Below are 25,217 nucleotides of genomic sequence, written 5' to 3'. Positions count from 1 at the left end.
GATGACGACGACCGCTGCGAGCAGCCGGTTTCGGACACGTGCCGTACGCGGTTGTGCTGTCTTGGGCTCACGCCCATTGCCCCGAAGCCGCTTTTTCTGCACCGGTGCTCGCAATCTTGATCTCGCCTGCCCACGCCGGAGGTGACGACAACTTCCGCAAGTGCTCGACCACCCCTGATTCGGCAACTGACCTTTCCAGCACCACTGAGAGGTGAGCGCACATCGTCCGCCCGGCCACCCGAACGAGTGAACATCACTCGGAAGATGACCATCAACTTGGCGTGCGCGCCACAACCACCCCCATTCGGGGGGTTGGTTGGAAAAGGACCGATGGGCCTGGCAGGATGCCCGCCCGCAGCTTTCCCGGCGGGATCGTTCCGACGACGCCCCGGCACACCGGACCACTGGTACGGGCCATTCACTATTCCCATCACAACCGCCCCGAAACCGCCGGTGGCCACCGGATGCGACCGGACAGCGCCGTCGCTCCGGCAGACTGTTCGCATGCGCATCGAACTCGCCACCAGCCCCGGAGACTCCCAACGTCCCAATGAGGACTACGCATCAGTGGCCCTGCCCGCGTCCGGCCGGGGTGGCGTGATCGTGTTGCTCGACGGTGTGACGCCGCCGCCGGGGGACGACGGCTGTGTGCACGGGGTGCCCTGGTTCACCGCCCGGCTCGGCGGCGCGATGTTCGAACTGTCCGGTTCGCGAAGGGATATGACTCTCGCGGACTGCCTCGCGACCGCCATCGCCAGGACCGCCGACGCACACCGCGATACCTGTGACCTTTCTCACGTACGAACTCCCCAGGCCACCTGCGTCTCCGTCAGGTGGTCGGACGAGCTGGCCGGCCCCGGCCGATCGGGCGGATCCGAGCAGCCGGCCAAGTCCGGCCGGCCGGACGCGTCCGCCGGGTCCGTCGAATATCTGGTCCTGTCCGACTCCGCGCTGCTCGTCGAGCACCCGGACGGCACGGTCGCGCCGCTGCTCGACCCCCGCCTCGACGAACTGCCGCCCGCCGTGCGCGCCCAGCGGGACGCCGTACGGGCCCAGCCGCCCGGCTCCGCCGAACGGCAGGCGGCGGGCGCCGCGTACGGGCTGGCCGTGGAAGCGCTCCGCAACGCGCGGGGCGGCTTCTTCACCGCCGCCGCCGACCCGGACGTCGCCCGCACGGCGGTCGTCGGCACCCTGGCGCGGACGGACGTACGGGCGCTGGCCGCGCTCACCGACGGCGCGACGCGCTGGGTCGAGGTGTTCCGCGAGGGCGACTGGGCGGACTGCTTCGCCCTCCTGCGCAAGGAGGGGCCGCAGGCGCTGATCGACCGGGTACGGGACGCGGAGCACGCGGACCCGGACGGGGCGGTCTTCCGGCGCGGCAAGGCGCACGACGACGCGGCTGTGGTCTTCGCGGAGTTCTGAGCGCGCGGGGGCGGGGCCCGCTGTTCGGGGCTCGGCGCTCAGCCAGGACCAGTCAGGGCTTGGCTGGACTCTGACCCCCGGCCAGGCCCCGGCCAGGCCCTCTCAGGCCCCTCTCTCAGGACCCGCTCAGGATTCAGCGCGGCGGTTGAACTGGTTCAGCAGCCGTGCCAGTTCCGCGATCTCGCCGCGGTCCCAGCCCGCGAGCTTGCGCACATACTGCCCGCGGCGGGCGTCGCGCACCCGCCTGAAGCGCTCGCGGCCCTCGTCGGTGATGCCCACGAGCGAGGCGCGGCCGTCGGCCGGGTCCGGCTCGCGCGCGACCAGGCCGAGGTCCTCCAGCACCCGCAGCTGACGGCTCATCGTCGCCTTGCCGACGCCGAAGTAGGCCGCGAGGTCGGTGGCCCGCTGCCGGCCCGCGTCCTCCAGCCGTACGAGCAGCCCGTACGCCGCGGGTTCCAGCTCCGGGTGCACCTCGCGCGCCATTTCCCCCGAAGAGGCGCGGGCCCTGCGGAGAAAGACGGCCAACTCGCGTTCGAGGGACAGAAAAGCGTGGTCCGCTCCGCTTTGGTCGTCGGCGCCCGCGCCGCCCTCGGCCCCGGTCTTCTGCACGTCAGCGCCCTCTCCGGCTTTCCTGCTGATGGCTGTTCATGACTGTTCATCGCTGTTCGTTGCTGTTCATGGCTGTTCATGGCTGTTCATGGCTGTTCATGGCTGTCTCTTCAGCCTGCGGACGACTCCGCCGCCGAGAAGCTTTCTTTCAGTCGCGGTCATTACCGCAGCTCCGGCATTATTTCGCAGGAATAGACCAACGGCGGCAACCGGGACCTCTTCCGCCTCCGCTGTCTACGCGCGTACCTTCCCTCAGGCAAGCAGTCCTGACGTGACTCCTCACCCTCCTGAAGGAGGGGGAGGAGTCACCTGCTCACCCACCTCCAGCGCCGCGGTACGCCGGACAGCCGAACGCCCCGGGCTGACCGGCAGATACCCGCCCAACGGGCGACTCCACCCCCTGCGTGGTCCTGGGCCGCCCCCACTCCGGCCACGGCATGCCCCTTCCCCGCCGAACCCGATCTCCGAACACGACGCCGGCCCGCGCGACCCCAACGAGGTCACACAGGCCGTCGCCACGCACGCGTCCCTCACCTCACCTCACGCCGCGACCGGTACCTCCGTGGGCACCGAGCCCGCCGGCGTCAGGGCCAGTTCCAGGACCTGCCGTACGTCCGAGACGGGGTGGACGTCGAGCTTCTCCAGGATCTCGGCCGGGACGTCGTCCAGGTCGGGCTCGTTGCGCTTGGGGATCACCACGGTCGTGATCCCGGCCCGGTGCGCCGCCAGCAGCTTCTGCTTGAGGCCGCCGATCGGCAGCACCCGCCCGGTCAGCGACACCTCGCCGGTCATCGCCACATCCGGCCGCACCTGCCTCCCGGAGAGCAGCGAGGCGAGAGCGGTGGTCATCGTGATGCCCGCGCTCGGGCCGTCCTTGGGGACCGCGCCCGCCGGGACGTGGAGGTGGACTCCGCGTTCCTTGAGGTCGCCGACCGGCAGTTCCAGCTCCGCGCCGTGCGAGCGCAGGAAGGAGAGCGCGATCTGCGCGGACTCCTTCATCACGTCGCCGAGCTGTCCGGTCAGGTTCAGCCCCGCGCCGCCCGTCTCCGGGTCGGCGAGGGACGCCTCGACGTACAAGACGTCGCCGCCCGCGCCGGTCACCGCGAGTCCGGTGACCACGCCCGGTACGGAGGTGCGCCGCTCGGCCGGGTCCTGGGCGGCCTCGGGGGTGTGGTGCGGCCGGCCGATGAGCGGCCGCAGGCCGTCGTCGCCGATGGTGAACGGCAGCTCGCGCTCGCCGAGTTCGTGCTGCGCCGCGACCTTGCGGAGCAGCCTGCCGATGGAGCGCTCCAGGTTCCGCACGCCCGCCTCGCGGGTGTACTCGCCGGCCAGCTTGCGCAACGCCTCGTCCTCCAGAGTCACTTCGCCGGGCTCCAGACCGGCCCGCTCCAGCTGGCGCGGGAGCAGGTGGTCGCGGGCGATGACGACCTTCTCGTCCTCGGTGTAGCCGTCGAGCCTGACCAGTTCCATCCGGTCGAGCAGCGCCTCCGGGATGGCTTCCAGGACGTTGGCGGTGGCCAGGAAGACGACGTCGCTCAGGTCGAGCTCGACCTCCAGGTAGTGGTCCCGGAAGGTGTGGTTCTGCGCCGGGTCGAGCACTTCGAGCAGGGCGGCGGCCGGGTCGCCCCGGAAGTCCGAGCCGACCTTGTCGATCTCGTCGAGCAGCACGACCGGGTTCATCGAGCCGGCCTCCTTGATGGCCCGTACGATCCGGCCCGGCAGCGCGCCGACGTAAGTGCGCCGGTGGCCGCGGATCTCCGCCTCGTCCCGTACGCCGCCGAGCGCGACCCGGACGAACTTGCGGCCCATGGCGCGGGCGACGGACTCGCCGAGCGAGGTCTTTCCGACGCCGGGAGGGCCGACCAGGGCCAGCACAGCGCCGCCCCGACGGCCTCCGACCAGGCCCAGACCCCGGTCCGCGCGCCGCTTGCGCACCGCGAGGTATTCGGTGATCCGCTCCTTGACGTCCGCGAGGCCCGCGTGGTCGGCGTCCAGCACCGCCTGCGCGCCCGGGATGTCGTAGGCGTCCTCGGTCCGCTCGTTCCACGGCAGTTCGAGGACGGTGTCCAGCCAGGTCCTGATCCAACTGCCCTCGGGGCTCTGGTCGGAGGACCGCTCCAGCTTGTCGACCTCCTTGAGCGCCGCCTCCCGGACCTTCTCCGGCAGCTCGGCGGCCTCGACCCGGGTCCGGTAGTCGTCGGACTCGTCCTCGGGATCGCCGTTGAGCTCGGACAGTTCCTTGCGCACGGCCTCCATCTGACGGCGCAGCAGGAATTCGCGCTGCTGCTTGTCCACGCCGTCCTGGACGTCCTTGGCGATGGACTCGGCGACATCCTGCTCGGCCAGGTGCTCGCCGAGCCAGCCGACGGCCAGCTTCAGCCTGGCCACCGGGTCGGTCGTCTCCAGCAGCCGCACGCGCTGTTCGATGGTCAGGAACGGGGAGTAGCCGGAGTTGTCCGCGAGCTGCGAGACCCCTTCGATCTGCTGCACCCGGTCCACGACCTGCCAGGCGCCACGCTTGCGCAGCCAACTGGTGGCCAGCGCCTTGTACTCCTTGACCAACTCGGCGACGGAACCGGGCAACGGCTCGGGCACGGTCTCCTCGACCTCGGCGCCCTCGACCCACAACGCGGCCCCGGGCCCGGTGGTCCCGGCCCCGATCCGCACCCGGCTCACACCCCGGATCAGCGCGCCCGGATCACCGTCGGACAACCGCCCGACCTGCTCGATCCGGCCGAGCACCCCGACGTCCGGGTAGCTGCCGTCGATCCGCGGCACGAGCAGCACCCGCGGCTTGCCGCCCGCCTCGGCGGCGGACTGCGCGGCCTCCACGGCGGCTCGCACTTCGGTGTCGGACAGGTCGAGCGGCACCACCATGCCTGGCAGAACGACCTCGTCATCGAGGGGTAGTACGGGCAGTGTGAGCGATACGGACGACGAAGCCATGATCTCCCCTTCGGCAATCAAGTTGAGCTATGTGGACTCAATGCTTGGGGGGCTGCTGTTGTTCCCCTGGGGGTGTTCGCTGTGAGCGATCGGGGGAGAGGTGCTCGGGGACGACGGCTTTTCGGCATTCGGTCGTCGGCCGCCGGTCCTCGGCACGGGAACGCTGGATGTCGGGTGCGGTGTTCCCCCTCTGACGTTCCCCCTCCGGCGGGCCCCCTCCGGTCGCATCAGCCGGCCGATCCGCGAACCGGCGGCGCGCCCGCGATGATCCGCATCTCCTTGGGCGGCATCGGGGTCACCGCTGCGGCGGCGGCGCTGATCGGCGCCCGGCTGAGCCGGCTGCCGATGCTCGCGTACATCAGCGCGGTCCACCTGAACGCGCCGCCCGCGCCGGGCGGTCGGGCCGCCGTGTGGGCGTGGCCGATGCAGCCGGGGCCGCAGCCGGCGTCCTGGTGGACGGCCGGGGCCGCGTTCGTGGTGGGTGCGGCGCTCTACGCGCTGCGCGGCCCTCGCGCCGAGGGGTCCGGGTCGCGGCCCGGGACCTGAGGGGAGTTCAGCGGGGCGCGGCGGCTCGCGCGGCCGAGGCCGCCGTCGCGGGACCAGGCCCTGACCAGCGGCCAGGCGGCGACCCCGATCAGCAGTGACAGCGGGTGGCCCCAGTTGGTGAGCGGGTCGCTGAATTCGACGAGGTCGCTGAGCAGCATCGCCCCGACGCCGCCCAGGACGGCCCACCGCAGCCAGGGCCGCAGCAGCCCGGCGAGCGCGCCGGTGGAGGCCATCAGGCCGAAGCTGATGCCGTAGTCGAGCCGGTGCAGCGACGCCTCGGGCAGGTGGCCGACCGCCACCGCGACCGCGACCGGGAGTTCGGTGGCGAGGGTGGCCAGTACATGGCCGAGCAGGAAGACGGCGGCGGTACGGAGCCCGCCGATCCGGCGCTCCAGCGCGGTGAGCACCAGCAGGAAACCGAGGGCGTACGGGGAGAGCAGGCCGCCCGCGACCCAGAGGGTGCTGGCGAACAGCACCAGCAGCGGCGTCTGGGCCAGATGCGCGACATCCGTGCTGGAGCCGCGCAGCAGCAGCGAGACGGTCGTCTGGTTCCCGAGGTCGGCGAAGACGGTGGTGGCGATGAGGACCAGCGCGTAGCAGAAGGTGAACGGCGTCCCGACGGGCGTCGGCAGCAGCCGGCCGAGCCGGCGCAGGGCCGTCCGCAGGACGGGGGTCGGGGCGGTCACGGCAGTCGGCGCGGCAGCGCTCGCGGCAGTCGTCGCAGCCGATACCGAGGCCGGGATCGCAGCCGGTGTCAGCGTCGCCGAGCCGGCTGCCCCGGTCGACCCGGCGCCGCCCGCCACCGCCTCGTTCCGCCGCCCGGAGGTGACCGCACGCTGGCGCGGAATGCCCGTCAGCGCGCTCGTCAACGGCGTGCCCGTAGCGCGCTCACCTGTCCGCTGCCGGCCCGCAGCCCGTACACCGGTCGTCTCTGGCCACGTCACCGCGTCGACGCCCCTTCCTCACGGGTTGCCACGGGTCGGCCCCATGGGTCCGTATCGCGGGCCCGGCGTCCGCGCGCCGCGCCCCGGTGGTGCCACGACCGTGTTCCCTGGGTCGCCGCGCACACACCGTTCGTCAAGAACAACACGCAGATTCAGCCACCGCGCCCTTCCCTGTCAGTGACCCCGGTCACATAAGGCAACCCGCGCCCCCTCCGCAGCGTCCGTGCGCGCTCCATCCAGCGGTGGCCGAATAGCGGTGGACCCAGACCCGCCGGTCCGGCCAAAATACGTCCAAACCAGAGGCCCATGCCCCCAATCCCCACATCCCGCCCCCTTCCGCCCCGGAGGTCCGAGCCCATGCCGCCGCAGCACGACATCGACATCGACGCCTTCCACGAAGCGCCTGTGACGCTGGAGCGCCGCGAAGGCCCGTACGGCGAGGTGGTGCTCCGGCGCCGAAGCGGGGGCGGGGGCAGGGGCAGGGACAGGGACAGGGGCAGGAACGGAGCCAGGGGCGGGGTCTACGAGATCATCGCCAACGGCTGCTTCCTGATGGACACCTCCGACGGTCGCTCCGAGCGGCTGCTGGTCCGCGCGGCCCTGGACGCGCTGCCCGCAGGCCGCGTCCGCCCGGCGCTGCTCATCGGCGGGCTCGGCGTCGGCTTCTCGCTCGCCGAGGCCGCCGCCGAGCCGCGCTGGGGGCGGATCACCGTCGTCGAGCGCGAGCGGGCCGTCATCGACTGGCACCGCCGGAGCCCGCTCGACAGCGTCTCCGGGGCGGCCCTCGCCGACCCGCGCGGCGAGGTCGTGCACACCGATCTGGTCGCGTACCTCCGTACGGGGGCGGCGGCCCGGCGGTACGACGCGCTCTGCCTGGACATCGACAACGGGCCCGACTGGACCGTCGCCGACGAACACGAAAACCTCTACGGCCCCACCCGTCTCGCCGCCTGCCGCGAGTGCCTGACTCCGGGCGGAGTGCTGGCGCTCTGGTCGTCCCGGCCGTCGGCCGCGTTCGAGGACGCGCTGCGGAATGCCGGGTTCAGGGACGTTCGTACGGAAGAGATCCAAGTTGTCCGGGGCGTCCCTGACGTGGTGCATCTCGCGATCCGGGGCGCGTAGCCGAGCCGTCCGTCCTGCCCTTACGCTGCATCCCAGCAGGCGCGACAGGCGCGACAGGCCTTAGCGGCCTGGCCAGGGATCACGCAGGGGCGGGGCGATGGATCAAACACAGGCCACCCACGGCGGCACGGCCGCAGCGACCCCCGGCGCCCAGCGCCGGGTACTGGTCGTCGAGGACGACTCGACGATCGTCGACGCCATCGCGGCCCGGCTGCGCGCCGAGGGCTTCCAAGTACAGACGGCGGGCGACGGCCCTTCGGCCGTGGAGACGGCCGAGGCGTGGCAGCCCGATCTGCTCGTGCTGGACGTGATGCTGCCCGGCTTCGACGGCCTCGAAGTGTGCCGTCGGGTGCAGGCGCGGCGACCGCTGCCGGTGCTGATGCTCACCGCGCGGGACGACGAGACCGACATGCTCGTCGGCCTCGGAGTCGGCGCGGACGACTACATGACCAAACCGTTCTCGATGCGCGAGCTGGCGGCGCGGGTGCACGTCCTGCTCAGACGGGTCGAGCGGGCCGCCCAGGCCGCGCACACCCCGCGCAGCGGCATCCTGCGGCTCGGCGAGCTGGAGGTCGACCACGCGCAGCGCCGGGTGCGGGTGCGCGGCGAGGACGTCCACCTCACGCCGACCGAATTCGACCTGCTGGTCTGCCTGGCCCACACGCCGCGCGCCGTGCTCTCCCGCGAGCAGTTGCTCGCCGAGGTGTGGGACTGGGCGGACGCCTCCGGCACCCGGACCGTGGACAGCCACATCAAGGCGCTGCGCCGGAAGATCGGGGCGGAGCGGATTCGTACCGTGCACGGCGTGGGCTATGCCCTGGAGACCCCGGCGCCATGAGCGGCCCCGGGAACGGCTCCGGGAGGACCTCCCGGAACGGCACCGCCGCCGGCGGCGGATCCGACGCCGGCGGCGGCTTCAAGACACGCCCCTGGAGCGATCTTCGGCCGTTCTCGATCAAGGCCAAGCTGGGGCTGCTCGTCGTCGTCTCGGTGTTCATCACCACCGGACTGCTGATGGTGGCGCTGCGCACGGACACCGAGCTGCGCTTCATCACGATCTTCTCAGTCATCGCCTCGATGCTGATCACCCAGTTCGTGGCGCACAGCCTGACGGCCCCGCTGGACGAGATGACGACGGCCGCCCGCGCGATGTCGCACGGCGACTACACCCGCAGGGTGCGGGCCGGCCGGCGCGACGAGCTGGGCGATCTGGCCGCCACGATCAACCGGATGGCCGCCGATCTGGAGGCCGTGGACCAGCACCGCAAGGAGCTGGTGGCCAATGTCTCGCACGAGCTGCGCACCCCGTGCGCCGCGTTGCGCGCGGTGCTGGAGAACGTCGTGGACGGGGTCTCGGAGGCCGACCCGGAGACGATGCGCACGGCCCTGCGGCAGACCGAGCGGCTCGGCAGCCTGGTGGAGCACCTGCTGGACCTGTCCCGGCTGGACAACGGCGTGGTGCCGCTGCACGCCCGCCGCTTCGAGGTGTGGCCGTATCTGTCCGGTGTGCTGAAGGAAGCGAGTATGAGCCGCAGCGCGAGCGTGCTGGCCTCGGGCTCGGGCAACGCCTCCAGGACGGACGTCCATCTGCATCTGGACGTCTCCCCGCCGGAGCTCACCGCGCACGCGGACGCGGAGCGGTTGCACCAGGTGGTGGCCAACCTCATCGACAACGCGGTCAAGCACAGCCCCCGGCACGGCAGGGTCACCGTGCGGGCCCGGCGCGGCGCCGCGCCGGAGAGCCTGGAGCTGGAGGTGCAGGACGAGGGTCCCGGCATTCCGGAGGCCGAGCGGCACCACGTCTTCGAGCGCTTCAGCCGCGGCGCGGCGGTCAATCCGCACGGACCGGGCAGCGACGGAGGTACCGGACTCGGGCTGGCCATCGCCCGCTGGGCGGTAGATCTGCACGGCGGCAGGATCGGAGTGGCCGAATCCCCGCGCGGCTGCCGCATCCTCGTCACTCTCCCCGGAACCGTTAAGCCGTCCGGTTGACGTATGGTCGTGAACGGAAGCGCGTGATCCATCCGGGTCGCGCAGCGGTTGTGGGCGGCAGCGGCCACGACAGCGCTCGTGCGTTCCCGTTACGCAACGGAACCTCGGGTGTTTCCCGCCAAATCCTGCGCCGAAACCCGCTTGTCGGTGTGACTTGCACGACGACAGGCCTGTGTGGACTGCACCAGAGGTCCCTGGAGGCGTAGCCTTTATTCCCGCTGTCCACCACCTTAGGAAGCGGAAGAGGGCGGTTGCCGCCGTGTCGCCACAGTCCCCCAACACCTCGAGCATCTCGACCGACAAGGACGGGCAGGGTAAAGACCCTGCGACCGCCTTCGGTCCCAATGAGTGGCTCGTCGACGAGATTTACCAGCAGTACCTCCAGGACCCGAACTCGGTCGACCGAGCCTGGTGGGACTTCTTCGCCGACTACAAGCCGGGAACTGCGACGGTCACGCCGCCGCAGGCTCAGCCCGGGGCGGATGCCCCGGCCGCAAAGCCGGGAGCAGGCTCCGCCACTCCCGACATCTCCGTCTCCGACCGGCCACAGGCCCCGGTAGCGGCTCCCGTGGCGCAGAAGCCGGCTTCGGTCGGCGTCACCGCCGCGGACGGCCAGGGCGCGAGCGCGCCGCAGGCCGCACCGGCCAAGCCCGCCGCCGCACCTGCTGCGTCGGCTGTGCCCGCTGTGCCTGTTACGGGTCCCGCGCCTGCGACGGCTGCCGCCGCACCGGTCAAGCCGGCCGGCGCGAAGGCGGCACCCGCCGCCAAGGCGCCCGAGGCGTCCGGCCCGGAGTACGTCACGCTGCGCGGCCCTTCGGCCGCTGTGGTGAAGAACATGAACGCTTCGCTGGAGCTGCCCACGGCAACCTCCGTGCGGGCGATTCCGGTGAAGTTGCTGTTCGACAACCGCATCGTCATCAACAACCACCTCAAGCGCGCTCGCGGTGGCAAGGTCTCCTTCACGCACCTCATCGGCTACGCCATGGTGCAGGCGCTGAAGGCCATGCCCTCGATGAACCACTCGTTCACCGAGAAGGACGGCAAGCCGACCCTCGTCAAGCCGGAGCACATCAACCTCGGCCTCGCGATCGACCTGGTCAAGCCGAACGGCGACCGCCAGCTCGTCGTCGCGGCGATCAAGAAGGCCGAGACGCTCAACTTCTTCGAGTTCTGGCAGGCGTACGAGGACATCGTCCGCCGCGCTCGCGCGAACAAGCTGACGATGGACGACTTCACCGGCGTCACCGCCTCGCTGACCAACCCCGGCGGCATCGGCACCGTGCACTCCGTGCCGCGCCTGATGCCCGGTCAGGGCCTCATCCTGGGCGTCGGCGCGATGGACTACCCGGCGGAGTTCCAGGGCACCTCCCAGGACACCCTGAACCGGCTGGGCATCTCCAAGGTCATGACGCTGACCAGCACCTATGACCACCGGGTCATCCAGGGTGCGGCGTCCGGCGAGTTCCTGCGCCAGATGAACCTGCTGCTGCTCGGCGAGAACGGCTTCTACGACGACATCTTCGAGGCGCTGCGCATCCCCTACGAGCCGGTCCGCTGGCTCAAGGACATCGACGCGACGCACGACGACGACGTCACCAAGGCCGCCCGCGTCTTCGAGCTGATCCACTCCTACCGGGTCCGCGGCCACGTCATGGCCGACACCGACCCGCTGGAGTACCGCCAGCGCAAGCACCCCGACCTCGACGTCATCGAGCACGGCCTCACCCTGTGGGACCTGGAGCGCGAGTTCGCGGTCGGCAGTTTCGCCGGCCGGCCGATGATGAAGCTGCGCGACATCCTGGGCGTGCTCCGCGACTCGTACTGCCGCACGGTGGGCGTCGAGTTCATGCACATCCAGGACCCGAAGCAGCGCAAGTGGGTCCAGGACCGGGTGGAGCGCGGGCACTCCAAGCCGGAGCGCGAGGAGCAGCTGCGCATTCTGCGCCGGCTCAACTCCGCCGAGGCCTTCGAGACGTTCCTGCAGACGAAGTACGTCGGCCAGAAGCGCTTCTCGCTGGAGGGCAGCGAGTCCGTCATCCCGATGCTGGACGCGGTCCTCGACGCGGCCGCCGAGTCGCGTCTGGACGAGGTCGTCATCGGCATGGCCCACCGCGGCCGGCTGAACGTGCTCGCCAACATCGTCGGCAAGTCGTACGCGCAGATCTTCCGGGAGTTCGAGGGCAACCTCGACCCGAAGTCGATGCACGGCTCCGGCGACGTCAAGTACCACCTGGGCGCCGAGGGCACCTTCACCGGTCTGGACGGTGAGCAGATCACCGTCTCGCTCGCCGCCAACCCGTCCCACCTGGAAGCGGTCGACCCGGTCGTCGAGGGCGTCGCCCGCGCCAAGCAGGACGTCATCGGCAAGGGCGGTACGGACTTCACGGTCCTGCCCGTCCAGTTGCACGGCGACGCGGCCTTCGCGGGGCAGGGCGTGGTGGCCGAGACGCTCAACATGTCCCAGCTGCGCGGCTACCGCACCGGCGGCACCGTGCACATCGTCATCAACAACCAGGTCGGCTTCACCGCGGCGCCTGAGTCGGCACGCTCCTCGATGTACTGCACCGATGTGGCGCGGATGATCGAAGCGCCGATCTTCCATGTGAACGGCGACGACCCGGAGGCCGTGGTCCGTGTAGCGCGGCTGGCCTTCGAGTTCCGTCAGGCGTTCAACAAGGACGTCGTGATCGACCTCGTCTGCTACCGCCGTCGCGGTCACAACGAGAGCGACAACCCCGGCTTCACCCAGCCGCTGATGTACGACCTGATCGACAAGAAGCGCTCGGTGCGCAAGCTCTACACCGAGTCCCTCATCGGTCGCGGCGACATCACGCTGGAAGAGGCCGAGCAGGCGCTGCAGGACTTCCAGGGCCAGTTGGAGAAGGTGTTCACGGAGGTCCGTGAGGCCACCACCTCCGTCCCGGCTCCGGCCGATCTCCCGCAGCCGCAGGTCGAGTTCCCGGTGGCGCTGAACACAGCGATCAGCCAGGAAGTCGTCAAGCGGATCGCCGAGTCGCAGGTCAACATCCCCGACCGGATCACCGTCCACCCGCGTCTGCTGCCGCAGTTGCAGCGGCGGGCGGCGCAGGTCGAGGACGGCACCATCGACTGGGGCATGGGCGAGACCCTCGCCATCGGCTCGCTGCTCATGGAGGGCACCCCGGTCCGGCTGTCCGGCCAGGACTCCCGCCGCGGCACCTTCGGGCAGCGGCACGCGGTGCTCGTCGACCGGGAGACCGGCGACGACTACACCCCGCTGCTGTACCTCTCCGAGGACCAGGCGCGCTACAACGTCTACGACTCGCTGCTCAGCGAGTACGCGGCGATGGGCTTCGAGTACGGCTACTCGCTGGCCCGCCCGGAGTCGCTGGTGCTGTGGGAAGCGCAGTTCGGTGACTTCGTCAACGGCGCGCAGACCGTGGTGGACGAGTTCATCACCTCGGCCGAGCAGAAGTGGAACCAGACGTCCGGCGTCACACTGCTGCTGCCGCACGGCTACGAGGGCCAGGGCCCGGACCACTCCTCGGCCCGTCCTGAGCGCTTCCTCCAGGTGTGCGCGCAGAACAACATGACGGTCGCCATGCCGACGCTGCCGTCGAACTACTTCCACCTGCTGCGCTGGCAGGTCCACAACCCGCACCACAAGCCGCTCATCGTCTTCACCCCGAAGTCGATGCTGCGTCTGAAGGCGGCGGCGTCAAAGGCGGAAGAGTTCACCACCGGCGGCTTCCGCCCGGTGATCGGCGACGAGAACACCGTGGAGGCCACCGCGGTCCGCAAGGTCGTCTTCTGCTCCGGCAAGGTCTACTACGACCTCGCGGCGGAGAAGGAGAAGCGCGGCGCGACGGACACGGCGGTCATCCGCATCGAGCGGCTGTACCCGCTGCCCGGCGCGGAGATCCAGGCCGAGATCTCGAAGTACAGCAACGCCGAGCACTACCTCTGGGTCCAGGAGGAGCCGGCCAACCAGGGCGCGTGGCCGTTCATCGCGCTCAACCTGATCGATCACCTCGACCTGGCGGTCGGCGCGGACGTGGAGAGCGAGGACCGGCTGCGCCGTGTCTCGCGCCCGGCGTCCTCGTCCCCGGCGGTCGGTTCGGCCAAGCGTCACCAGGCCGAGCAGGCAGCGCTCGTCAACGAGGTCTTCGACATCTGACCGGATCTGACCGGCGTACGTACGCTGTGGGGCCCGGACCGTTCTCCACGGTCCGGGCCCCTCGTCCGTACCCGGCCCGATCCCGGCCGATCCCGATCCCGATCCTGATTTCACCCGGCGGCCTGGGCCGCCGGGGCGACCCTTACTGGAGCACGCCATGTACTTCACCGACCGCGGCATCGAAGAGCTGGAGACCCGGCGCGGCGAGGAGGACGTATCGCTCGGCTGGGTCGCCGAGCGGCTGCGCGAGTTCGTCGACCTCAACCCGGACTTCGAAATCCCGGTGGAACGCCTGGCGACGTGGCTGGCCCGCCTGGACGACAGCGAGGACGACGAGTAGGGGCTAAGTTCAGGCCTCCCTCAGCCTCCGGCCGGGAGGCGCCCCCCAACGCGCTCAAAATCAAGCCTGTCCGGCGATTGAGGACACCCGTCCACCGGCGGCCCGGTATCCGCGAACTCCCGCCGGCTCGCGACCTGTCGCGACCCGCACAGTTGACTTCCCCACCACGCGATATATCGTGTCTATCGACAGACGCGACATGTTGCGTCGTTCACCTACGCCCAGGGGAGGCCAACGTGTCAGCCCAGTCCGAGTGGTCGGTCGCCGAACCACAGAAGCTCACCTTCGACGAGCCCGTCACCTCGCTCAACGTGCGGCTCGTCGGCGGAACCGTCAACGTCGTCGGCAGCACCGACCCCTCCCCGGCCACCGCTGGGGGCCGCCCCGGCGCGCGGCTTGAGGTCACCTCCGTCGACGGCCCGCCGCTGACAGTCACCCACCGGGACGGCGTCCTGACCGTCGCCTACGACGACCTCCCCTGGAAGGGCTTCCTCAAGTGGCTCGACCGCAAGGGCTGGCACCGTAGCGCCGTCGTCTCGGTGACCGTCCCGGCGGACACCCGCGTCGAGGTCGGCGTCGTCGGTGCGGCCGCCGTCGTCACCGGCATCGACGGCCGCACCGACGTGCGCGGCGTCTCCGGTGACAGCACCCTCGTCGGCCTGACCGGCCGGGTCCGCGCCGACACCGTCTCGGGCCGCGTCGAGGCGCAGGGCCTCACCGGCGACCTGCGCTTCAACTCGGTCTCCGGCGACCTCACGGTCATCGAGGGCGCGGGATCGGCCGTACGGGCCGACTCGGTCAGCGGCAATATGATCGTCGACCTCCTGCCGCCGAGCCGCGAAGGGGCCGCGAAGGGGCCGCGAAGGGGCCCGACATCAGCCTGACCAGCGTCTCCGGCGAGATCGCCATCCGGCTGCCGCACCCGGCCGACGCCGAGGTGGAAGCCAGCACCGCGAGCGGCACCCTCTCCAACGCCTTCGAGGACCTGCGGGTCGACGGCCAGTGGGGGGCTGGGGGCACCCCCGGCGGTAGCGGGGGGAGGGTGACCGGCCGGCTCGGCTCGGGCAGCGGCAGGCTCAAGCTCACCACCGTCTCGGGGGCGGTCGCCCTGCTGCGCCGGCCCGCGCACGACGAGCCGGCCGCCCCGCCCGCCGACGCCCCCGGGCCCGCCCCGGCCGGCCCGGAACCCACCGCCGGATCCACCGCCGGATCCACCGCCGGATCCACCGCCGGATCCACCGCGGGGGACGCCCCCGCCGACCAGGCCGGCAAGGCCGACAAGAAGGTGCTCTGAGATGCCCCCCGTCTTCGCCCACGGCCGACTGCGCCTCTACCTGCTCAAGCTGCTCGACGAGGCCCCGCGGCACGGCTACGAGGTGATCCGGCTGCTGGAGGAGCGCTTCGACGGCCTGTACGCGCCCTCCGCCGGCACCGTCTACCCCCGGCTCTCCAAGCTGGAGGCCGAGGGCCTGGTCACGCACGCCACCGAGGGCGGCCGCAAGGTCTACTCCATCACCGACGCCGGCCGCGCCGAACTCGCCGACCGCCAGGGCGAGCTGGCCGATCTGGAACTGGAGATCCGGGAGTCGGTCTCCGTACTCGCCGCCGAGATCCGCGACGACGTCCGCGGCTCCGCCGATGACCTGCGCCGCGAGATGCGCGAGGCCGCGCAGCGGACCCGTACGAAGCCGTCCGGCCAGGGCGGCGACGGCGACGCCGAGTCCTCGGACCCCGGCTTCCCCGACGCCTCGGCGTACTTCGACGGCGCGTTCGGCGACAAGGAGTCCTGGCGGCAGGCCAGGGAGGAGTTCCGGCGCGCGAAGGACGAATGGAAGGAGCAGGCCCGCCGCGCCAAGGAGGAGAGCCGGCGCGCCCGGCAGGACGCGCAGCGGGCCCGCAAGCAGGCCAAGGACGCCCAGGACTTCGCGCGCGAGGAGGTCCAGCGGATCGCCAAGCGCGTACAGGAGCAGACGCAGGACCATCTGCGGACCGGCGACTGGCAGAGCGCGGTGCGCGAGGGCCTGGCCGAGGTGTCGCGCGGCATGAGCCGGATCGGCGACGCGCAGCAGGCGCGGTCGGCCGCCCCCGGCGACGACACCCGCGCCGAGGCGCCCGCCGACGCCCGGCGGGATGCCGGCGCGGCCGACGTCACCGGGGAACGCGTCGAACGCGTCGACCTGGACAAACAGCAGGAGCACGCGCCGGCCTCCAGCGGATCCGGACCCTTGAGCGAGCCCCTGGGCGAGCCCCTGAGCGGGCCCACGGGCGGGCCCACGGGCGGGCCTTCGGCCGGTCAGGACCCAGCCGAACCCGAGCCCGAGTGGGCGCGGGACACCGCCGTCACCGACGACCCGTCCCGCGACCTGGACCGGCTGCTCGACCGCTTCCGCGACGACATCCGGGACGCCGCGCGCGACCACGGCGTGAGCGCCGGCCAGCTCAAGGACGCCCGCCGGCACCTCTCCACAGCGGCCGCCCGCATCGGGGCCGCGCTGCGCGCTCCGAGCGCCTGACCGGCCGTACGAGGGGCCGCCGCCCGGGAACACCCGACGGGCGACGGCCCGCTCCGGCAGCGCGCCGGCCGGCCTCCCCTGCTCCTCGCCGGTCGAACCCCGGCGAGGGGGCAGCCAGATCCGCGGCGGGCGTTTAGAGTCAACTCCCGCAGCACACAGGGATCTTGATCAACGAGGTGCGCGATGTCGGAATACCCCGGTCTGGCCCGCCGGATGTGGCACCGGCTGGAGCCCATCCACGCCACGCTCTATTTCGCCCCGCAGGCAGCCGAGGAAGCCGCGGCCCTCGGCTATGACGTCGAGTCCCGCTGGCCCCGCTACTTCGCCTGGCGCACGGCCCCGCTGGGCGCGGCCGGGCCCGAGTTGGTGGCCGGCACGTTCTACAGCTTCAGCCCGCGGATGATCGCCCGGTACGTCCCGGCCATCTGGTCGACGGCCACGCCCGAGCAGGTGCTCGCCGCCCGGCTGCGCGCGATGGACCGGGTGTTACGCGGCCTGATCGGCGACCGCGTCCCCGTGCCGGAGCTGGCCGAGGCCGCCGCGCTGGCCCGGCAGGCCGCCGAGAACGCGACGGCCGCCGCCCGCCCGCTCGCCGCGGCCAACCGCGACCTGCCCTGGCCGGACGAACCGCACCTGGTGCTCTGGCAGGCCATCACCGTGCTGCGCGAACACCGCGGCGACGGACACCTCGCGGCGCTGCTCACCAACGGCCTCGACCCGTGCGAGTCGCTGGTCTCGTTCGCCGCGGTCGGCGCCGCGCCGGAGGCCGCGTTCGCCGGCCGGGGCTGGACCGAACAGGAGTGGAGCGCGGCCCGCAGCCGGCTGTACGCCCGCGGCTGGCTCGACGCCGAGGGCCGGGCGACGGAACAGGCCAAAAAGGGCCGCAACCCGGTCGAGCGGCTCACCGACGAACTGGCCGCGGGCCCCTGGCGGGCCCTGGGCCGGGCCCGCGCGGAGCGGCTCGCGCAGCTGGTGAACCCGCTGCTGGGCGCGGTGTTCACGTCCAGCATCCTGCCCGCCCGGAGCACGTTGGGCATCGGCACGATCCACGTCACGTAGCCCGGCTCCGATGTTCAGCTCCGGGTCCGGTCCGAAGCCCGGCCGCGGTCCGGGCCCGAGGCCCGGCCAGGGTCCGCCCCAGGGCAAGGCCCGCAGTCCGCTCGGGGCCCTGTCCTTGTCCCGGCTCCGGCGGCCCGACATGGAACCACGCTGGTCAGCCAGTGGCTCGTGACCGCTCCGCAGCAGCAGCGGGCCGCCGACGACGCGAACGTGCCCGCGGCTAGCCGCGCGGCGTGACCGTCACCGTGACCGGGCTGTGCGCGGTGGGCCGAGCGCGGATCAGGACCGTTCCGCGCTCGCCGGGGCGTACGACCCGGGTCCTGGTCGCGGCCGGGCCGGCCACCCGTATCCGCCAGCCGGTGGCGGTGGGCGGCAGGGACAGTTCGGTGGTGCCGAGCCGGCGGGGCGCGTAGGCGAGGCGGTACCGGCCGGCCGCCGGGTCGTACGCGTCGGAGCGGACGGCGCCGGAGACGGCGGGGGCGTACGGGCGGGCGGTGCGCTCCTTGTTGCGCCGGAAGCGCCCGTCGCGGTCGACGGCGCAGTAGCCGCCGCCGTAGCACCACACGTAGCCCGCCCAGCCGGAGCTGTAGCGGTCCATGGAGGCGAGGGCGTCCTCGTAGAAGCGCCCCATCAGCGGCAGTTCGTTGTTGAGCGGCCCCCACTCCCCCACCACCACCGGGACGCCCCGCTCGCGCGGGTAGCGGGTGACGGCGGCCTCGTACGCCTCGATCCAGCCGGCCGAGGGGTCGTAGTCCCGGCCCGCCTCCATCGCGGCGTTGTAGAAGTGCGGCGCGTAGACGACCTTGGGGTCATCGATCCTGCCCAGCCCGGTCGGCACGCCCTCGCCCACGATCGGGGTCGGCTCGACGAACAGCCAGCTGCGCCGGTCGACCTCGCGCACCGCGTCCGCGATCCGGTTGTACATCGGGGTGAGCTGCTCGCGCTCGATCCGGCGTGCGGCTGTGGGCAGTTCCTCGCCGTCGCGGATGCGGCCCATCGGCTCGTTGATCAGGTCGTAGCCGAGCACGGCGGGCTGCCGGGCGAGCCGCCGGGCCAGCACCTGCCACATCCGGGCCTGCGCCCGCTGGAGGTCCGCGTCCTCGTAGAGGTGCTCGAAGGCGGCCTGCACGGCGGGCTGGAAGTACTCCGAGAACCAGTCGTCCGGGTTGGGCGTGTAGGGCAGGCCGTCGGTGCGGGTCGCCCACTCCGGGATGCCCCGGTGCGTCCCGAACGCGGGCCCGTAGACGTCCTGGTGCGCGTCGATGACGACCCGGACGCGGTGCCGCTGCGCCCAGCCGAGAATCCGCTCGATCTTGCGCAGGTAGCGCTCGCTGTACTGCCCGCGCTCCGGCTCCAGGTCGTCCCAGAAGACCAGCAGCCGGGCGGTGTTGAAGCCCGCCGCCGCCATGTCCCGGAAGTGCCGCTCGGTGACGGCGCTCAACGCGTCGGCGCCCCGGTGCGCCTTGTCCTCGACGTTCCAGCCGCGCAGGGTCAGCGTGCGGCCGTGCTCGTCGGTCAGCGGCGGGATGCCGGCGGCGCGGGCCGGGGAGCGCGCGGGCCCGGGCGGATCGGCCGGTCGCGCGCCCGCCGCCTCGGGCACCAGCAGGGCGAGCGCCGCCAGGACCGCGACCAGTACCGGCTTGCGCATGAATCCCCCTGGCCCCGACCGCCCCTGATGGGCCGTCATATGCCGGACATCCAAACAGGGCCGGCCGCGACCGGCAAGAGGACGTGCGGGACAACGGGACGTAGGGGACGTACGGGAGCCGCCCGCGCCCGGCCCCCCGTCCCACTCCTCAGACCCGCTCCCCCGTCCCGCGCCTCAGACCGTGAGCACGACCTTCCCGATCAGCTCCCCGCCCGCCATCTTCTCGAAGCCCTCGCGGGCCCGGTCCAACGGCAGCACGGTGTCGATGACGGGCCGTACGCCGGTGGCGGCGCAGAAGCTCAGCAGGGACGTCAGCTCCTCCTTGCTGCCCATCGTCGAGCCGACGATCCTCAGCTCCAGGAAGAAGATCCGGTTGAGCTCGGCGGCGGCCGGGTTCGGGCCGCTCGTCGCGCCGGAGATGACCAGGGTGCCGCCCGGCTTGAGGGACTTGACCGAATGCGACCAGGTGGCCGCGCCGACCGTCTCGATGACCGCGTCGACGCGGTGCGGCAGCCGCTCGCCGCTCTCGAAGGCCGCCTCCGCGCCCAGCTCCACGGCCCGCCGCCGCTTGGCCTCGCCGCGGCTCGGCGCGAACATCCGCAGGCCCGCCGCCGCGCCCAGCACGATCGCGGCCGTGGCGACGCCGCCGCCCGCGCCCTGCACCAGGACGCTGTCGCCGGGCCGTACGCCCGCGTTGCTGAAGAGCATCCGGTACGCGGTCAGCCAGGCTGTCGGCAGGCAGGCAGCCTCCTCGAAGGTCAGCTCGGCGGGCTTGGGCAGCACGTTCCAGGACGGGACGCTCACCCGCTCCGCGAAGGTGCCCTGGTAGCGCTCGGTGAGGATGGAGCGCGGCTCGTCGGGGCCCACGCCGTGGCCGCTCTGGCCGATGACGGAGTGCAGGACGACCTCGTTGCCGTCCTCGTCGGTCCCGGCCGCGTCGCAGCCCAGGATCATCGGCAGCGACTTCTCGCCGAGCCCGACCCCGCGCAGCGACCACAGGTCGTGGTGGTTGAGGGAGGCCGCCCTGACGTCGACGGTCGTCCAGCCGGGCCGCGCGTCCGGGGCCGGCCGCTCCCCCAGTTCGAGTCCGTTCAGCGGCTGGTCACGGTCAATACGGGCAGCGTAGGCAGCGAACATGGACCTGACGATAGGACGCGGGCGAGGCGCGGTGGAAGCACGCGGGGGTGTGACACTCCCCGCAGCCCGCCCGGCTCCCCCGGCGGGCCCAGCGCCCGGGCCTGCGCCCGGACCCGCCGCGGGAGCGCCACGGGAGCGCCGCGCCGACGGCCTCTCCGGCGGGCACGGCCCCGGGCGGGCCGCACGCGCGAGGGCGGTACGGGCCGACCGGCCCGTACCGCCCTCGCGTTCACGCCACCGGCGCGTCCAGCACGCTCTCGCTACAGCACCTTCGACAGGAAGGACTTCGTCCGCTCGTGCTGCGGGTCGCTCAGCACCTCGCGCGGGTTGCCTGACTCCACGACCATGCCGTCGTCCATGAAGACCAGCGCGTCGCCGACCTCGCGGGCGAAGCCCATCTCATGGGTGACGACGATCATCGTCATGCCGTCCTCGGCGAGACCGCGCATGACGTCGAGGACCTCGCCGACCAGCTCGGGGTCGAGCGCCGAGGTCGGCTCGTCGAAGAGCATCAGCTTCGGCTGCATGGCGAGCGCCCGCGCGATGGCGACGCGCTGCTGCTGGCCGCCGGAGAGCTGCGAGGGGTAGCTGCCCGACTTCTCGCTCAGGCCGACCCGGTCGAGGAGTTCCATCGCCCGGTGGTGCGCGTCCGCCCTCGACTCGCGCTTGACCTGGATCGGCGCCTCCATGATGTTCTGGACGGCCGTCATGTGCGGGAAGAGGTTGAAGCGCTGGAAGACCATGCCGATGTCGCGGCGCTGGAGGGCGACTTCGCTGTCCTTGAGCTCGTAGAGCTTGTCGCCCTTCTGCCGGTAGCCGACCAGCTTGCCGTCGACCGAGAGGCGGCCGGCGTTCACCTTCTCCAGGTGGTTGATGCACCGCAGGAAGGTGGACTTGCCGGAGCCGGACGGGCCGATCAGACAGGACACCTCGCGCGGCGCGACCTCAAGGTCGATACCCTTGAGGACGTGCGCGGGGCCGAAGGACTTGTGGACGGCCTCGGCCTTCACCATGGGGGTCGTCATACGGAAGCACCTCCGGAGGCGGGCGAGCTCCTGTTGAAGCCGGCCAGATTGGTCCTGACCCGCTGCCACGGGGTCGGCGGCAGACTGCGCAGCGCGCCGCGCGCGTAATGCCGCTCCAGGTAGTACTGGCCGACGCTGAACACGCTGGTCAGGATGATGTACCAGATCGAGGCGACGAAGAGCAGCTCCATCACCGCGAAGGAGGTGGCGCCGATCGCCGAGGTCGACCTGAGCAGTTCCGGGTAGGTCACGACCGTGACCAGTGACGAGGTCTTCAGCATGTTGATGAACTCGTTGCCGGTCGGCGGGATGATCACCCGCATCGCCTGCGGCAGCACGACCCGGCGCATGGTCTGGGTCGTGGTCATGCCCAGCGCGTGGGACGCCTCGTTCTGCCCCTCGTCCACCGACTGGATGCCGGCCCGCACGATCTCCGCCATGTACGCGCCCTCGTTCAGGCCGAGGCCCAGCAGCGCGCACATGAAGGGCGTCATGACGTCCGTCATCTCGTCCTTGTAGATGAACGGGATGTCGAGGTAGTGGAAGATCAGCGCCAGGTTGAACCAGAGCGCCAGCTGTACGTACACCGGGGTGCCGCGGAAAAGCCAGATGTAGAGCCAGGCGACCGAGTTGGTCACCGGGTTCTTCGACATCCGCATCACCGCGAACAGGACGCCCAGCACCAGGCCGATGATCATGGAGAGCGCGCTGATCAGCAGCGTCCTGCCGGCGCCGGTGATGACCCTGTGGTCGAAGACGAAATCTCCGACCGTACCCCAGCGCACATTGCCCTGGGAGAACGAGTACACCAGCGTCACCAGCAGAGCCAGCACGATCACGCCGCTGAGCCAGCGGCCGTAGTGCCGGACGGGAATGGCGCGGATGGCCTCGGGGGCGACCGCGGTGGCGGACTCTTTGGAGACCGGCTCGCCGCCGGGCGAGGCCTCGGCGGGCACCTTGTCGAACTTGTCAGTCACTGTGACTGCCCTTCAGTGGAACCCAGGACACGTGGATCAGGAGCCGGCATTGATGCTCGCCTTGTCGACCGCGCTCTTCGTGACCTGCCACTTCTCCAGGACCTTGGTGTACTCGCCGCTCTTGATGATCTTGTCCAGCGCCAGCTTGAGGGCCTCGCGCAGCTGGGGCTCGTCCTTGGAGACCGCGATACCGAACGGGCCTGCGTCGGTCTGGCCGCCCGCCACCTCGAAGTCCTTGCCGCCGCCGGCCTTCTTCGCGATGTACGCGGAGACCGGGTAGTCGTTCAGGTCGGCGACCGCGCCGCCGGCCTTCACCCGGGTCTGCGCCTCGGCGTCGGTGTCGAAGGCCTCGATCGCGAGCTTCTTGTCACCGGCCTTGTCGCACTTCTTGGCCTGGTCTTTGAAGGTGGTCTCGTAGATGGTGCCGCGCTGGACGGCGACCTTCTTGCCGCAGAGGTCATCCAGTCCCTTGATGCCCTCGGGGTTGCCCTTCTTGACCAGGAGCGAGACGCCGGAGGTGAAGTAGTCGACGAAGTCGACGCCCTTGCCGGCCTTCTTGCCCTTGTCGTCGAGGCCTTCCTGCCGGGCCTTGGTGTCGCTCATCGCGGACATGACGGCGTTCTGGCGGCCCGAGTTCAGCGTGGTGACGAGGCCGTCGAAGGTGCTGTTGGTGAACTGCACCTTGACGCCGAGCTCCTTGGCGAGCGCGGCGGCGATGTCGGGGTCGATGCCGACGATCTTGCCGCCCTCCTCGTACTCCATCGGGGCGTACTGGGCGTCCGTACCGATCTTGAGGACGCCGGACTTCTGGATGCCCGTCGGCAGCTTGCTGTGCAGCGAGTCGCTGCCGCTCTCGGTCTTGCTCTTGTCCGCTTCTTCGGTCTGGTCGCCGCACGCGGTCAGCAGCAGGGCGCCGGCGACCGCGATCGCGCCGACAGCGGCCATCCTCGTCCTGGCTGCGGTCGCGCGACGGGTGGTGCTTGCGGTCATGCTGGTTCCTCCTGCGGATGAGGCAGTGGCCGAGGTCAGGGCACGCGTCTTCGAGTGTCGGGACCTTGTGTGATGAGCGCATCTTGCCATCTGGACGGCTGCGATCAGGTAGTCAGCCAGGTCAAAATCGGATAACGGCGATCCCCGTCACACAGCGGTCATGTCCGGACACGCCAGCCACCGGTCCCGCGCTCGGCCCACGACCGATGTCGCGCATATCTTGTCTCACTCTGTGGACATCGAGTAGTTCTTGAGCCGCTTTCGGCAGCATCGAGCCCATACGGCACAACGATGCAACACAACTCACTCGTCGGCTGCGAGCGTCTTCCGGTACAAAGGTCTGCTAACACCCCTCATCCGGGGCTCAGGGCGCGTGTGCGGCGCGCCCGGCGTCCGTACCTCCCTCCGCAGCGACGGGCCAACCGACGCGGCGGGGCACGGACGCGGTGCCCGCCCACCCCTCAACCAGGAGTGGTCACCCTCAACTGATTCATGACTAAGGGGTTATACAAGTGGCAGCGGAGATCATCAATCCTCGCAGCGACAGTGCTACGGACGAAGAGTTCTTCGATCCGGCCTTCGCGCTCCATCGCGGCGGCAAAATGGCCATTCGGGCGACCGTGCCGATCCGCGACAGCGACGACCTGTCCCTCGCGTACACGCCGGGCGTCGCGAAGGTGTGCAGCGCGATCGCCGAGCAGCCCGATCTCGTCCACGACTACACCTGGAAGTCCCAGGTCGTCGCGGTCGTCACGGACGGCACCGCGGTGCTGGGCCTGGGTGACATCGGGCCGGAGGCGTCCCTCCCGGTGATGGAGGGCAAGGCCATCCTGTTCAAGCAGTTCGGCGGGGTGGACGCGATCCCGCTCGCGCTCGCCACCACCGACGTCGACGAGATCATCGAGACCGTGGTGCGGCTCGCCCCGTCCTTCGGCGGCGTCAACCTGGAGGACATCTCCGCCCCCCGCTGTTTCGAGATCGAGCGCAGGCTCCAGGAGCGGCTCGACATCCCGGTCTTCCACGACGACCAGCACGGCACGGCGGTCGTCACCCTCGCCGCGCTGCGCAACGCGGCGCAGTTCACCGGCCGCTCGCTGGGCCAGCTGCGCGCGGTGATCTCCGGCGCGGGAGCGGCCGGGGTCGCGATCGCCAAGATCCTGGTCGAGGCGGGCATCGGGGACGTCGCGGTCTGCGACCGCAAGGGCATCGTGCACCCGGACCGCCAGGACCTGACCGAGGTCAAGCGCTACCTGGCGGGCTTCACCAACAAGGCCGGGCTCGCCGGTTCGCTGGAATCGGCGCTGGACGGCGCGGACGTCTTCATCGGCGTCTCCGGCGGCACGGTCGCCGAGTCCGCGGTGGCGACGATGGCCAAGGACGCGCTGATCTTCGCGATGGCCAACCCGACGCCGGAGATCCACCCGGAGGTCGCGCGCAAGTACGCGGCCGTGGTCGCGACCGGGCGCAGCGACTATCCGAACCAGATCAACAACGTGCTCGCGTTCCCCGGCATCTTCGCGGGCGCGCTCCAGGTGCGGGCCTCCCGGATCACCGAGGGCATGAAGCTCGCGGCGGCCGAGGCGCTGGCCGCGGTGGTCGCGGACGAGCTGAGCGCGGAGTGCGTGATCCCGTCGCCGTTCGACGAGCGGGTCGCCCCCGCGGTCACCCAGGCGGTGGCCGCGGCCGCCCGCGCGGAGGGCGTCGCCCGACGCTGACCGCTGTGGACGTACGCGAAGGCGGTACGGGCCGAGGGGGCCGGTACCGCCTTCGCGGCGTCTGGGGGCGGGGCCG

18 protein-coding genes and 1 pseudogene are annotated in these 25,217 nt (G+C 71.3%); 11 read left to right on the top strand and 8 right to left on the bottom strand.

Translation table 11 applies throughout. The annotated features are described in order from the left end of the window. The first annotated feature begins 504 nt into the window (after nucleotides 1–504). Nucleotides 505–1,422: a hypothetical protein gene (locus QMK28_RS20950; RefSeq protein WP_326440195.1), complete on the top strand. Its 918-nt coding sequence runs from the start codon at nucleotides 505–507 to the stop codon at nucleotides 1,420–1,422. A 126-nt stretch (nucleotides 1,423–1,548) separates the two neighbouring features. On the opposite strand, the gene QMK28_RS20945 is transcribed toward QMK28_RS20950, so the two are convergent. Next, complete coding sequence (locus QMK28_RS20945) at nucleotides 1,549–2,031, bottom strand: MarR family winged helix-turn-helix transcriptional regulator (protein WP_326440193.1); 483 nt, start codon at nucleotides 2,029–2,031, stop codon at nucleotides 1,549–1,551. A 540-nt stretch (nucleotides 2,032–2,571) separates the two neighbouring features. Then, nucleotides 2,572–4,977 (bottom strand): endopeptidase La, encoded by a 2,406-nt coding sequence (lon, locus tag QMK28_RS20940; RefSeq protein WP_326440191.1) that lies wholly within the window; start codon nucleotides 4,975–4,977, stop codon nucleotides 2,572–2,574. A gap of 264 nt (nucleotides 4,978–5,241) precedes the next feature. Between lon and QMK28_RS20935 the strand changes: the two genes are divergently transcribed. Then, entirely contained in the window at nucleotides 5,242–5,523 is a 282-nt protein-coding gene (locus tag QMK28_RS20935; protein WP_326440189.1) for a hypothetical protein, read from the top strand. Here the strand turns inward: QMK28_RS20935 and QMK28_RS20930 are convergent. Beyond that, the gene (locus QMK28_RS20930) at nucleotides 5,469–6,326 is read right to left on the bottom strand and encodes a rhomboid-like protein (protein WP_443050782.1); all 858 of its coding nucleotides are present in this window, start codon (nucleotides 6,324–6,326) and stop codon (nucleotides 5,469–5,471) included. The genes QMK28_RS20935 and QMK28_RS20930 overlap by 55 nt on opposite strands. 498 nt (nucleotides 6,327–6,824) lie before the next feature. On the opposite strand from QMK28_RS20930, the gene QMK28_RS20925 reads away from it, so the two are divergent. The 8 genes and pseudogenes from QMK28_RS20925 (at nucleotide 6,825) to QMK28_RS20890 (ending at nucleotide 17,649) form a co-directional block, all read left to right on the top strand. Then, complete coding sequence (locus QMK28_RS20925; RefSeq protein WP_326440187.1) at nucleotides 6,825–7,589, top strand: spermidine synthase; 765 nt, start codon at nucleotides 6,825–6,827, stop codon at nucleotides 7,587–7,589. Between the two features lie 97 nt (nucleotides 7,590–7,686). Continuing rightward, the gene (locus QMK28_RS20920) at nucleotides 7,687–8,427 is read left to right on the top strand and encodes a response regulator transcription factor (protein ID WP_326440185.1); all 741 of its coding nucleotides are present in this window, start codon (nucleotides 7,687–7,689) and stop codon (nucleotides 8,425–8,427) included. Beyond that, the gene (locus QMK28_RS20915) at nucleotides 8,424–9,581 is read left to right on the top strand and encodes a HAMP domain-containing sensor histidine kinase (protein ID WP_326440183.1); all 1,158 of its coding nucleotides are present in this window, start codon (nucleotides 8,424–8,426) and stop codon (nucleotides 9,579–9,581) included. Before QMK28_RS20920 ends, QMK28_RS20915 begins: the two co-directional genes overlap by 4 nt. Before the next feature lie 259 nt (nucleotides 9,582–9,840). Continuing rightward, on the top strand, nucleotides 9,841–13,737 hold the full coding sequence (locus QMK28_RS20910; RefSeq protein WP_326440181.1) for a multifunctional oxoglutarate decarboxylase/oxoglutarate dehydrogenase thiamine pyrophosphate-binding subunit/dihydrolipoyllysine-residue succinyltransferase subunit: 3,897 nt from the start codon (nucleotides 9,841–9,843) through the stop codon (nucleotides 13,735–13,737). Nucleotides 13,738–13,894: 157 nt separating this feature from the next. Beyond that, nucleotides 13,895–14,077, top strand: coding sequence for a DUF6104 family protein (locus QMK28_RS20905; RefSeq protein WP_326440179.1), 183 nt, complete (start codon nucleotides 13,895–13,897; stop codon nucleotides 14,075–14,077). A 236-nt stretch (nucleotides 14,078–14,313) separates the two neighbouring features. Further along, nucleotides 14,314–15,371, top strand: a pseudogene (locus QMK28_RS20900) (DUF4097 family beta strand repeat-containing protein). A 1-nt stretch (nucleotide 15,372) separates the two neighbouring features. Beyond that, complete coding sequence (locus tag QMK28_RS20895; protein ID WP_326440177.1) at nucleotides 15,373–16,590, top strand: PadR family transcriptional regulator; 1,218 nt, start codon at nucleotides 15,373–15,375, stop codon at nucleotides 16,588–16,590. A gap of 183 nt (nucleotides 16,591–16,773) precedes the next feature. Continuing rightward, nucleotides 16,774–17,649, top strand: coding sequence for an SCO6745 family protein (locus QMK28_RS20890; RefSeq protein WP_326440175.1), 876 nt, complete (start codon nucleotides 16,774–16,776; stop codon nucleotides 17,647–17,649). A 220-nt stretch (nucleotides 17,650–17,869) separates the two neighbouring features. Here the strand turns inward: QMK28_RS20890 and QMK28_RS20885 are convergent, their stop codons facing one another. The 5 genes from QMK28_RS20885 to QMK28_RS20865 form a co-directional block, all read right to left on the bottom strand. Continuing rightward, nucleotides 17,870–19,297: a cellulase family glycosylhydrolase gene (locus tag QMK28_RS20885; protein ID WP_326440174.1), complete on the bottom strand. Its 1,428-nt coding sequence runs from the start codon at nucleotides 19,295–19,297 to the stop codon at nucleotides 17,870–17,872. 174 nt (nucleotides 19,298–19,471) lie between these two features. Continuing rightward, a complete protein-coding gene (locus QMK28_RS20880) occupies nucleotides 19,472–20,434 on the bottom strand; it encodes a zinc-binding dehydrogenase (RefSeq protein WP_326440172.1) in 963 nt (320 codons plus the stop codon). 260 nt (nucleotides 20,435–20,694) lie between these two features. Next, a complete protein-coding gene (locus QMK28_RS20875; RefSeq protein ID WP_326440170.1) occupies nucleotides 20,695–21,459 on the bottom strand; it encodes an amino acid ABC transporter ATP-binding protein in 765 nt (254 codons plus the stop codon). Continuing rightward, nucleotides 21,456–22,436: an amino acid ABC transporter permease gene (locus tag QMK28_RS20870; RefSeq protein ID WP_326440168.1), complete on the bottom strand. Its 981-nt coding sequence runs from the start codon at nucleotides 22,434–22,436 to the stop codon at nucleotides 21,456–21,458. Before QMK28_RS20870 ends, QMK28_RS20875 begins: the two co-directional genes overlap by 4 nt. Nucleotides 22,437–22,472: 36 nt before the next feature. Further along, nucleotides 22,473–23,426 (bottom strand): ABC transporter substrate-binding protein, encoded by a 954-nt coding sequence (locus QMK28_RS20865; RefSeq protein WP_326440166.1) that lies wholly within the window; start codon nucleotides 23,424–23,426, stop codon nucleotides 22,473–22,475. Nucleotides 23,427–23,938: 512 nt separating this feature from the next. Between QMK28_RS20865 and QMK28_RS20860 the strand changes: the two genes are divergently transcribed. Continuing rightward, entirely contained in the window at nucleotides 23,939–25,141 is a 1,203-nt protein-coding gene (locus QMK28_RS20860; RefSeq protein WP_326440164.1) for an NAD(P)-dependent malic enzyme, read from the top strand. The last annotated feature ends 76 nt before the right edge of the window (nucleotides 25,142–25,217 follow it).

The organism is Streptomyces sp. H27-D2 (assembly GCF_035828615.1).
GTDB lineage: Bacteria > Actinomycetota > Actinomycetes > Streptomycetales > Streptomycetaceae > Streptomyces.
Note: the sequence above shows the minus strand (reverse complement) of the source record. Positions and strands in the feature narration are given on the sequence as shown.

Excerpts from the sequence above, each read along its gene's own strand:
- QMK28_RS20950 (WP_326440195.1), top strand. The coding sequence starts at position 505 with ATGCGCATCGAACTCGCCACCAGCCCCGGAGACTCCCAACGTCCCAAT.
- lon (WP_326440191.1), bottom strand. The coding sequence starts at position 4,977 with ATGGCTTCGTCGTCCGTATCGCTCACACTGCCCGTACTACCCCTCGAT.
- QMK28_RS20935 (WP_326440189.1), top strand. The coding sequence starts at position 5,242 with ATGATCCGCATCTCCTTGGGCGGCATCGGGGTCACCGCTGCGGCGGCG.
- QMK28_RS20925 (WP_326440187.1), top strand. The coding sequence starts at position 6,825 with ATGCCGCCGCAGCACGACATCGACATCGACGCCTTCCACGAAGCGCCT.
- QMK28_RS20920 (WP_326440185.1), top strand. The coding sequence starts at position 7,687 with ATGGATCAAACACAGGCCACCCACGGCGGCACGGCCGCAGCGACCCCC.
- QMK28_RS20915 (WP_326440183.1), top strand. The coding sequence starts at position 8,424 with ATGAGCGGCCCCGGGAACGGCTCCGGGAGGACCTCCCGGAACGGCACC.
- QMK28_RS20905 (WP_326440179.1), top strand. The coding sequence starts at position 13,895 with ATGTACTTCACCGACCGCGGCATCGAAGAGCTGGAGACCCGGCGCGGC.
- QMK28_RS20895 (WP_326440177.1), top strand. The coding sequence starts at position 15,373 with ATGCCCCCCGTCTTCGCCCACGGCCGACTGCGCCTCTACCTGCTCAAG.
- QMK28_RS20890 (WP_326440175.1), top strand. The coding sequence starts at position 16,774 with ATGTCGGAATACCCCGGTCTGGCCCGCCGGATGTGGCACCGGCTGGAG.
- QMK28_RS20885 (WP_326440174.1), bottom strand. The coding sequence starts at position 19,297 with ATGCGCAAGCCGGTACTGGTCGCGGTCCTGGCGGCGCTCGCCCTGCTG.
- QMK28_RS20880 (WP_326440172.1), bottom strand. The coding sequence starts at position 20,434 with ATGTTCGCTGCCTACGCTGCCCGTATTGACCGTGACCAGCCGCTGAAC.
- QMK28_RS20875 (WP_326440170.1), bottom strand. The coding sequence starts at position 21,459 with ATGACGACCCCCATGGTGAAGGCCGAGGCCGTCCACAAGTCCTTCGGC.
- QMK28_RS20865 (WP_326440166.1), bottom strand. The coding sequence starts at position 23,426 with ATGACCGCAAGCACCACCCGTCGCGCGACCGCAGCCAGGACGAGGATG.